This window comes from Thermoanaerobacter sp. A7A (assembly GCF_000445185.1).
In the GTDB taxonomy this organism is placed as follows: domain Bacteria; phylum Bacillota; class Thermoanaerobacteria; order Thermoanaerobacterales; family Thermoanaerobacteraceae; genus Thermoanaerobacter.
The window spans coordinates 1-9,336 of sequence record NZ_AVAF01000144.1 but is presented as its reverse complement, the minus strand read 5'-3'; the positions used below and the strand labels follow the sequence as shown (position 1 = coordinate 9,336).

10 protein-coding genes are annotated in these 9,336 nt (G+C 36.0%); all 10 read right to left on the bottom strand.

The genetic code is table 11. The features are described from left to right. Positions 1-733 (bottom strand): thymidine phosphorylase (locus tag M663_RS0111290; RefSeq protein WP_042805351.1); only part of this gene is annotated, 733 nt, incomplete at its 3' end. Between the two features lie 15 nt (positions 734-748). Continuing rightward, on the bottom strand, positions 749-1,918 hold the full coding sequence (locus M663_RS0111285) for a phosphopentomutase (protein ID WP_029688984.1): 1,170 nt from the start codon (positions 1,916-1,918) through the stop codon (positions 749-751). A 42-nt stretch (positions 1,919-1,960) separates the two neighbouring features. Further along, the gene (locus M663_RS0111280; RefSeq protein WP_029688983.1) at positions 1,961-2,368 is read right to left on the bottom strand and encodes a cytidine deaminase; all 408 of its coding nucleotides are present in this window, start codon (positions 2,366-2,368) and stop codon (positions 1,961-1,963) included. Positions 2,369-2,383: 15 nt separating this feature from the next. After that, a complete protein-coding gene (locus M663_RS0111275; RefSeq protein ID WP_029688982.1) occupies positions 2,384-3,109 on the bottom strand; it encodes a GntR family transcriptional regulator in 726 nt (241 codons plus the stop codon). A 15-nt stretch (positions 3,110-3,124) separates the two neighbouring features. Further along, positions 3,125-4,048 carry an ABC transporter permease gene (locus tag M663_RS0111270; RefSeq protein WP_029688981.1) on the bottom strand — a complete coding sequence of 308 codons (924 nt, stop codon included), beginning with the start codon at positions 4,046-4,048 and terminating at the stop codon, positions 3,125-3,127. Beyond that, positions 4,045-5,103 (bottom strand): ABC transporter permease, encoded by a 1,059-nt coding sequence (locus M663_RS0111265; RefSeq protein WP_029688980.1) that lies wholly within the window; start codon positions 5,101-5,103, stop codon positions 4,045-4,047. Before M663_RS0111265 ends, M663_RS0111270 begins: the two co-directional genes overlap by 4 nt. Continuing rightward, entirely contained in the window at positions 5,103-6,632 is a 1,530-nt protein-coding gene (locus M663_RS0111260; protein ID WP_029688979.1) for an ABC transporter ATP-binding protein, read from the bottom strand. Before M663_RS0111260 ends, M663_RS0111265 begins: the two co-directional genes overlap by 1 nt. Positions 6,633-6,689: 57 nt before the next feature. Further along, positions 6,690-7,748, bottom strand: a complete 1,059-nt coding sequence (locus M663_RS0111255; protein WP_029688978.1) for a BMP family ABC transporter substrate-binding protein — start codon at positions 7,746-7,748, stop codon at positions 6,690-6,692. Positions 7,749-8,032: 284 nt separating this feature from the next. After that, complete coding sequence (locus M663_RS0111250) at positions 8,033-8,674, bottom strand: cyclodeaminase/cyclohydrolase family protein (RefSeq protein ID WP_029688977.1); 642 nt, start codon at positions 8,672-8,674, stop codon at positions 8,033-8,035. A 92-nt stretch (positions 8,675-8,766) separates the two neighbouring features. Continuing rightward, a partial coding sequence (locus tag M663_RS0111245; protein ID WP_029688976.1) for a helix-turn-helix transcriptional regulator occupies positions 8,767-9,336 on the bottom strand: 570 nt, incomplete at its 5' end.

Genomic DNA, 9,336 nt, shown 5'->3' with positions numbered 1-9,336 from the left:
GCCCTAACGGATAATCCATATTTGTAACGTGGGCTACAGTCTTTCTCCCTACAGAATTTCCTATATCCACCATCAACTTAGCAAGGGCTTTGGCACTTTCTAAGTCTTTCATGAAAGCTCCTCTTCCAACTTTTACATCTAATACTATTCCATCCGCTCCTGCAGCAATCTTTTTACTCATTATAGAGCTCGCTATAAGCGGAATAGAATCTACTGTCGCAGTAACATCCCTTAATGCATATAATTTCTTATCAGCAGGTGTGAGATTTTTTGTCTGCCCAATAATAGCAATACCATATTTATTTACATTATCAATAAACTCCTCTTCGCTGAGTTCTGCTCTCATTCCTGGTATTGACTCCAGTTTATCTATCGTCCCACCGGTATGTCCTAAACCCCTTCCCGACATTTTGGCAACAGGTGCTCCACAGGCTGCTACCATCGGAGCAAGTACTAATGTAGTAGTGTCAGCTACACCACCAGTTGAGTGTTTATCCACTTTGATTCCTTTAATGGCTGATAAATCCATCACATCGCCAGAGTAAGCCATAGCCATAGTAAGATGTGCAGTCTCCTCTGGCGTCATTCCTCTAAAATATATAGCCATTGCTAAAGCACTCATCTGATAATCAGGAAGATAATCTTTGGTATAAGAAGAAATTATAAAATCAATCTCTTCTTTTGTAAGAACTCCACCATCTCTCTTTTTCATTATAAGGTCATACATCCGCATAAATTATACCTCCTGTCATAAAGGTAATTCCCTCAAGAAGGATGTGCCATGTTTTGTAGGACCAACTTTAAATATTTCAGATATTGTAGCTGCAACGTCTGAATAAGTACTTCTCACTCCAAGATTTACTCCGTGTGTCATTAAAGGACTATAAACTAATAGTGGCACATATTCCCTTGAATGATCTGTGCTTGGGGTAGTGGGGTCACACCCATGGTCAGCAGTTATAATTAGCAAATCTTCTTTTGTGAGTTTTCCCATAATTTCTTGAAGCCCATTATCAAAATGTTTTAAAGCTTTTGCATATCCTTCAACATCATTTCTATGACCATACAGCATGTCAAAATCAACTAAATTTGTGAAAATTAACCCTTTTTTAATATTATCCATCGCTTTTATAGTAGCTGTAATGCCCTCCTCATTGTTTGTCGTATGGTTTTTTCTAGTAATTCCCTGTCCAGCGAAAATATCCTCAATTTTTCCTATAGCAAAAACTTCATATCCCTCTTCCCTTAACATATCTAATACTGTAGGTTCAAAAGGTTTGAGAGAAAAATCTCTTCTATTTCCTGTTCTTACAAAATTTCCAGGAGTGCCGGTAAAAGGTCTTGCAATTACTCTTCCTACCGCATGGTCATCTTTAAGTATTTCCCTGGCAATTTCACAAATTCTATAAAGCTCTTCAAGAGGTATGACATCCTCATGGGCTGCTACTTGAAATACGCTATCAGCAGAAGTATAAACTATCGGGAAACCTGTTTTTACATGTTCTTCTCCCAACTCTTTTATTATTTCTGTACCTGAAGCAGGCTTATTTCCCAAAACTTTTCTTCCAATCCTCTTCTCAAACTCTTTAATAATTTCCTCAGGAAAACCATGGGGATAAGTAGGAAAAGGTTTCTCAATAAAGAGTCCTGCTATCTCCCAATGGCCTGTAGTAGTATCTTTCCCTGCTGATTTCTCAGCCATTTTGCCATATCCGCCAACAGCATTCGGGTTTTCAGGAACGCTTTTTAAAGGTATAATATTTCCCAAACCTAATTTTCCCATATTAGGAAGTCCAATACCTGTTTTTTCTGTGACGTGACCTAAAGTATTAGAACCCTCATCTCCAAATTTATATGCGTCTGGCAATTCTCCTACTCCGACGCTATCTAAAACTATTAGTATGACTCTTTTGAACATTTTACCACCTCTTCTATGAACTTGTGTACGTATTATTCCCCATTATTCCCTTAAATCTTTTGAGGTAAAAGCACCTGGCAATAAGTCTTTAACAGTAACAATAGCGTAATCGCCTTTCATATTGCTGAGTATCACGACCATGTCTTCTCCACCAAGTTCCATCATTACCTGCCTACAAGCACCACAAGGAAAGACAGGACCTTCAGTGTCAGCAACAACAGCAATTGCCTTTAATTTCCTTTCTCCATTTGCATAAGCATTAAAGAGAGCTGTTCTTTCTGCACAATTTGTAAGACCATAAGAAGCATTTTCAATATTGCAGCCTTGATAAGTTTTGACATTTTCAGTAAGAACACAAGCACCTACTTTAAAATGGGAATAAGGCACATAAGCCCTTTCCCTCGCCTCTTTTGCTAAATCTATAAGCTTCTCATAATCTTTATATTCCATCTTATGCACCTACTTTCATAATATTCTTTTGCGTATAATATAGAAGTCGAATTTAGAAGCATTAAAATAGTTAGAAGAATAAAGGATTGGCGTATTGTTTTCATCGTAATGCACCTGTTCTAACAAAAGAATTGAATCATTTTTGTCCATCATTAGTTTTTTCTCAACTACAGGGTCATGTTTTATAACTCTTATATTAGAAACTGCATAGGTTATTGTAATAGAGTGTTCACTTTCAAGGTAAGAAAACACAGATTGTTCAAATCCCGTAAAAGATTCGCCTACAATGCTTCGAGGTAACCTGTCAATGCAATACACAACCGGGACCTCATCTGCTGTTCTTACCCTTTCTACTTTATATATAATATCTCCTGGTTTCAATTTTAAGTGATTTGCCTCATTTTCTGTAGCAGGCAATTTATATACAGTAAAATCTTTTGTACCAGGTACCATCCCTTGCCTTTCAATTAAAGTGGTAACACTAAATAACTCTTCCAAGCCACTCTTTATAAGGGGTTTTCTCCTTACAAAAGTTCCTACCCCTTGCTGTTTCACTATAAGTCCTTCATCTTCTAAAATTCTCATTGCTTCCCTTAAAGTAGCTCGACTAATGCCAAATTGTTTGGCAAGCTGTGATTCAGAAGGGAGCTTGCTCCCTTCTTTCCACTGCCCTGTCTTTATCAATTCTTCCATTTTCCTTAAGGCGAGCTCATACAGCGGTTTTTTTTCAGGTAACAACATCGACATAAAAATCCCTTATTTCTTTGGTGTATAAGGTACTCCATCTGCAGCAGGTGGCACACTCTTTCCACCGACACCCACAAGTGCAAGAATAGTCAATATATAAGGCAACATCATGATTATATTCTTTGAAAATGCCGTATTTTGAAGCTGCATACTGAGAGCCGTTGCAAATCCAAAGAGAAGTGCAGCGCCAAAAGACCCAAAAGGTGTCCATTTACCAAAAATCATTGCTGCCAACGCAATATAACCTCTACCACTCGTCATATCAGGATTAAAACTATTTAACGCACCTATCGACAGATAAGCGCCACCCATCGCAGAAAGAATACCACTCAAAGCTACTCCAAGATATCTTAATTTTATAACATCTATACCCGCTGTTTCAGCCGCCTCAGGATTTTCACCAACTGCTCGAAGTCTTAGTCCCAAATTTGTGTGGAACAGAAAATAATCTGATATGAATAAAATTATTATCATCAAATATACTACAACACTGTGACCACTTAAAACTTGGCCTAAAAATGGTATATTCTTAATGCCTGGAATATCTATAGTGGGAAGCATAGGAGTATCAGTAGGAGTACCTGTAAAACCATACATCGTGTTTAAAAGGTATGCTGTAATACCCGATGCAAAAATATTAATAGCCATACCTAAAATTATTTGATTAGCTGTTAAGCTTACAGCCGCCCACGCAAAAATCAAAGCTACTATAAGCCCAACTATCATAGCACCTAAAAGTCCTAACCAAGCACTACCAGTAGCATGAGCAAACACAACCGCAAAAAATGCTGCAATAAGCATAATGCCTTCCATTGCTATATTTACAACACCAGACCTTTCAGAAAAGGTACCACCTAGCGCAGGCAATGCCAATGGTGTGGCCATTGCCAAAGTAGCTGCCCAAAGTTGAGGGTTCAAAAGTACTTCTTTCATGCTTCTGCCTCCTTCTTTTGCTTTTTAGCAAACATACCTTTTATAACTTCTGCTACTCTATGAGCTGCAACGAAGAATACTATAAGCCCTGTAATAACGTCTGCCATTTGACCCGGTACCTGCGCATTAAGCTGCATATATTGAGAACCTGTACCTAAAGCAGCAAACAAAATTGCTGCAAATATAACTCCTATCGGATTATTGTTTGCAAGTAAGGCTACAACTATTGCTGTATAACCATATCCAGAAGTAAAACTGTCATAGAGTCTATGCTGTACTCCTAACATTTGGACAGCACCAGCAAGCCCTGCAAATACACCGCTTAATCCTAATGAAAGCACCATATTCAAAGGCACATTCATTCCTGCGTACCTTGCTGCTCTTTGATTATATCCTACTGCTCTCATTTCGAATCCCCACGTTGTTTTAAACATAAGCCAATATACAAAAACTGCGGCAACAAGAGCAATAAAAATTCCGTAAGAAAGCTGAGTGTTTTGAATTAAAAATGGTATTACTGCACTTTCCTTAATTATAGGAGATTGAGGAATTGTTCCCCCCTTCTCCATCATAGGGCCAAACTCAAGTAAAAAGTGGCTAAAATATATCGCAATATAGCTCATCATCATGGTAGTTATAACTTCATTCGCACCGGTATATGCTTTTGCAAGTCCTGGAATGAGTCCTGCCCAAAGTCCTCCCGCTATCATCGCAGCTATAAGTGCAAAAGGTATATGAATATACCAAGGAAGCCCACTGAAACTGTAGCCAATCCATACACCCACAATTGCTCCTATCCAATATTGACCTTCTGCACCTATATTGAAAAGTCCAGCTTTAAAGGAAATGGCTACGCCCAGTCCTGTTAAAATAAGTGGCACAGCATTTGCAAGAGTATTTGCAATATTATTGACTGAGCCAAAAGCTCCAATAAATAATGAAGCATACGCATTAATAGGATTAAAACCAGTAATAATCATTATGATAGAACCTATTACGATGGCTATAAGCACAGCTACAACTGGTATATAAAGTTCTTTTAAAATATTCTTCATTATCTCGCCTCCAATGTCGTCTTATCAAATCGTGAACCAGCCATAAGCATTCCTATTTGCTCTTTTGTTGCAGTCTTGCCATCCAAAATATCCATAAGCTGGCCATTGTATATGACTCCAATTCTATCTGATAATGACATTATCTCTTCTAATTCTAATGAAACGAGAAATACAGCAGCACCTTTATCTCTCAATTCCAGTATTCTCTTATGGATATATTCTATGGCGCCAACATCCATTCCCCTTGTAGGCTGGACCGCAATTAAAAGCTTAGGATTGTATCCTACCTCTCTTGCCAAAATAACTTTTTGCTGATTTCCTCCTGATAAACCCCGAGCCTTAAGCATGTACTCAGGAGGCCTTACGTCAAACTCTTTGACTTTTCTCTCGGCGTTTTCATAAACTTTTTTATATTGAATTACACCATAACGAGAATAGGTAGGATCTCTATATTCTCTCAAAATCAAATTTTCTGCAATTGTAAAATCCAAAACAAGTCCATCTGCTTGCCTATCTTGTGGAATATAGGATATTCCCTCTCTATAAAGTTGTTTTGTAGAGAAATTTGTAACATCTTTCCCATAAAATAAAATATTGCCTGATTTCTTAGGCCTTAATCCCATTATAGCTTCCACCAATTCTAATTGCCCATTTCCATCTATACCTGCAAGTCCGAAAATTTCTCCTTCGTGTATATCAAAACTTACATCTTTAACCTTAGGAACGTTCTGCTGGTCAACTACATTTAAATTCTTAACACTTAAAACGACATCCCCTGGTTTGTACTCAGTCTTTTCTATTCGGAGTACTACTTCTCTACCTACCATCAAATTAGCAAGTTCTTGCTCATTTGTTTCTTTTGTGTTCAAAGTACCAACAGTTTTACCTCGCCTCATAACAGTAACTCTATCAGAAATTTCCAAGACTTCTTCTAACTTGTGGCTTATAAATATTATAGACATACCTTGTTTTACAAGTCCCCTCATTATTTCAAATAATTTTTCTGTTTCCTGAGGAGTAAGCATAGCTGTCGGCTCATCTAAAATTAAAAGTTTCGCTTTTCTATAGAAAGCTTTTAAAATCTCAACTCTTTGCTGAAGGCCAACAGATAAATCTTTTACTTTCGCTTCAGGGTCTATTTCAAGATGATATTTTTGTGAAATTTCTTTTATTAGTTCATTTGCTTTTTTTCTATCATAAGTTATACCTTTAGGCTCTGCTCCTAATACAATATTTTCTGCAACTGTTAAAACAGGAATAAGCATAAAATGCTGGTGCACCATTCCTATACCTTTTTCAATAGCTTCATGAGGACCACTTAGATTGAGCTCTTCCCCATCAAAAATAAGTTTACCTGAATCTGGTTTATACAACCCATATATAATATTCATTAAAGTAGATTTACCAGCGCCATTTTCTCCAAGTATAGCGTGAATTTCTCCTTTTTCAACTGTGAGATTGACATTGTCATTTGCTACAACTTTAGGAAATACTTTCGTAATATTTTTTACTTCCAATATAGCACTCATACTCCTACCTCCAAAAAGGGGCTGAACAGTACTCAGCCCCGTTTTTTTGATTTTAGTTTATTTTGAAACTTTATCAGACACTGTTATCTTACCGTCTTTTATATCCTGCGCTAATTGATTAACCTTATCTATGATAGATTGCGGAACATCTTTGTTCACTTTACCTATTCCAACACCCTCATTTTTCAAATCAAAGTATACAATACCACTCTTGAAGTTACCATTTAAAGTATCTTTTATAACATCATATGTTGCAACATCAACTCTTTTTACTGCTGATGTCAAAACATGATCAGGAGCTAAATAGCTTTGGTCTGCATCAACACCAATAGCATATACGTTTTTCTCTTGTGCCGCTTTTATTACTCCGTCACCAGTACCACCAGCAACTTGGAAAATGATTTCTGCACCCTGGCTTATCTCTGTCAAAGCCATTTGTTTACCTGCCGCTGGGTCATTGAAATTATTTGTATAATTGATGAGAATTTTTATGTCAGGATTTACAGCTTTTGCTCCTTGTTGATAACCTGCAATAAAGCTATCAACTGGTGGTATCTGCATCCCGCCAACGACACCTATGATGTTTGTACCTTTTACCTTGCCAACCTTTTCTTTTTCCATTAATCCAGCCATAGCACCTACAAGATAACCAACTTGCTCTGTCTTGAACATAGCTGATGAAACATTAGGTCTGTCTGTAACTTCTGAGTCAATTATAAGAAATTTCGTGTCTGGGAATTTTTGTGATACTTCTTCAACAGCATCATGCATCATAAAACCTACCGCAATTACTAAGTTATAGCCTTGTTGTGCAAAATTTGTTAAGTTTGGAACGTAGTCAGTCATTTGTTTTGATTGTATTACGTTAACTGTAACACCCAATTCTTTAGCAGCTCTTTGTAAGCCTTCATAAGCCATTTGGTTAAAACTGTGATCATTAATACCACCAACATCTGTAACTAAACCTACTTTAAAGTTCTTGTTTTTAGCCTCTTGTGTAGTAGTTTGAGGTTGTGTGCTTTCTTGCTTTGTCTTTGAAGAACATCCTGATAAGAATACTGATACTGACAGCAGCAAGATCAACACAGATACTAAAACAACACGCCACTTCTTCATCATATAACCTCCTATAAAAATTTTTGTTACCGTTTACTACTTATACAAGTAGTAAACATATAGACTTGTCTGACATCTAACCTTATTATAACTTTATTAATCTCTCGTTACAAATTTTAAAATAAGTTATTTTAGTAAGCTCTTTTATAGATATCTTTCAAAATCTTCTCTTTTCTTTATATTTCTGCAGCAACAATTTTTTATGCAAAATTTAAAGCTTATTTTAAAATTCTTGACAATATTTTTCTAAAATATGAAATAAAATTAAGAGTGCTCATCGCACTCTATCCAGAAATTTTACTTAAAACTTTATTTACAATTTCATCCCTTATATTTTTGTATTTTGCCAAAATCTCATCACACTCTTTATTTGCACTTTCAGTAATTTTTCTATCTTTAATGTAGGGAATATTCACTTTTACATTTAAAACAGCTCCTTCTATAGCTGCATATAGTAGAATAGCCCCAACTGCCGCGTCAGATATGGCATTAGGATTTCCGTATTCCGCAATCAACATCGTCGGGGTAAATGCCTCTCCACATAATCTCGCAAGTTTTAGAGGAACATTCATAGCGTTAATATAAGCTTTTTGAAGTGCTTCGTTTCTTATTTTTTTATTTTCTTCAGTATCTTTTGGCATTTTAAGGGCCTTCATCACTTCGTCATAAGCTACAGTGTCTTCATCAATAAGCTTTACATATTCTGAAAGAAGTCGATTACATATACTAAGCCCTTGTTGAATCTCTTCTTTAATATCGTCAGTATATTCCTCGTAAAATTTTCGCCCTATTGTAAGATTGTAAACCATAGAAGAAAGGGCAATCCCAAGGCTTGCTGATACCGCCGATACACTTCCTCCTCCCGGTGTTGGTGATTTTGAGGCCACTTTTTCAATATACTCCTTTAATGAATCATCAATTAGCATAAAATCATCTCCTTCTCTGTGTATATATTTTCCCCCACTACCTATTATACCAATGATATATAATTTCCGTAATACAACTGCCAAAAAAATTGTTACAATATTTTTTCTCTATACTCTTTTGGAGTAAAACCTGTTATGTTTTTAAAAACTTTGCTAAAATAATGTTGATCAGTATATCCAACAGCTTCAGCTACTTCGTATATTTTTACCTTTACATCTTTTAAAAGCTCCTTCGCTTTTTCAATTCTGTAAGCTGTTAAATAATCTGAAAATGTGACACCCATTTCATTTTTAAATAAAGTACTTAAATAGTTTGGGGTTATATATAATTTTTCAGCAATGCTATTTAAAGAAATGTTTAAATCACTATAATTTTCTTGTATTAGTTTGACAACCTCATCAACTAATTTTTTGTTTTTAGAGTTTTTAGTAAGAGAAACATATTCACATACTACTTCTATTATGTTTCTCATCCATTCGCAAAGTTTTTCCTTAGTAGACACATCTGAAATTTGTCTCCAAGGGTCCGTTTCTTTAAATAAAATATCTGCATTTTCTCCAATTTCTATAAGCGACCGCGTAATAACTGCAACAAGCTCTAACCCCCATCTTTTTATAAAATCTTCTGTATAATTTTTGTCGTGAAATTCATTCCAAATATC

Coding starts and splice junctions, on each gene's coding strand:
- M663_RS0111250 (WP_029688977.1), bottom strand. CDS start 8,674: ATGCTAATTGATGATTCATTAAAGGAGTATATTGAAAAAGTGGCCTCA.
- M663_RS0111260 (WP_029688979.1), bottom strand. CDS start 6,632: ATGAGTGCTATATTGGAAGTAAAAAATATTACGAAAGTATTTCCTAAA.
- M663_RS0111285 (WP_029688984.1), bottom strand. CDS start 1,918: ATGTTCAAAAGAGTCATACTAATAGTTTTAGATAGCGTCGGAGTAGGA.
- M663_RS0111275 (WP_029688982.1), bottom strand. CDS start 3,109: ATGTTGTTACCTGAAAAAAAACCGCTGTATGAGCTCGCCTTAAGGAAA.
- M663_RS0111255 (WP_029688978.1), bottom strand. CDS start 7,748: ATGAAGAAGTGGCGTGTTGTTTTAGTATCTGTGTTGATCTTGCTGCTG.
- M663_RS0111265 (WP_029688980.1), bottom strand. CDS start 5,103: ATGAAGAATATTTTAAAAGAACTTTATATACCAGTTGTAGCTGTGCTT.
- M663_RS0111280 (WP_029688983.1), bottom strand. CDS start 2,368: ATGGAATATAAAGATTATGAGAAGCTTATAGATTTAGCAAAAGAGGCG.
- M663_RS0111270 (WP_029688981.1), bottom strand. CDS start 4,048: ATGAAAGAAGTACTTTTGAACCCTCAACTTTGGGCAGCTACTTTGGCA.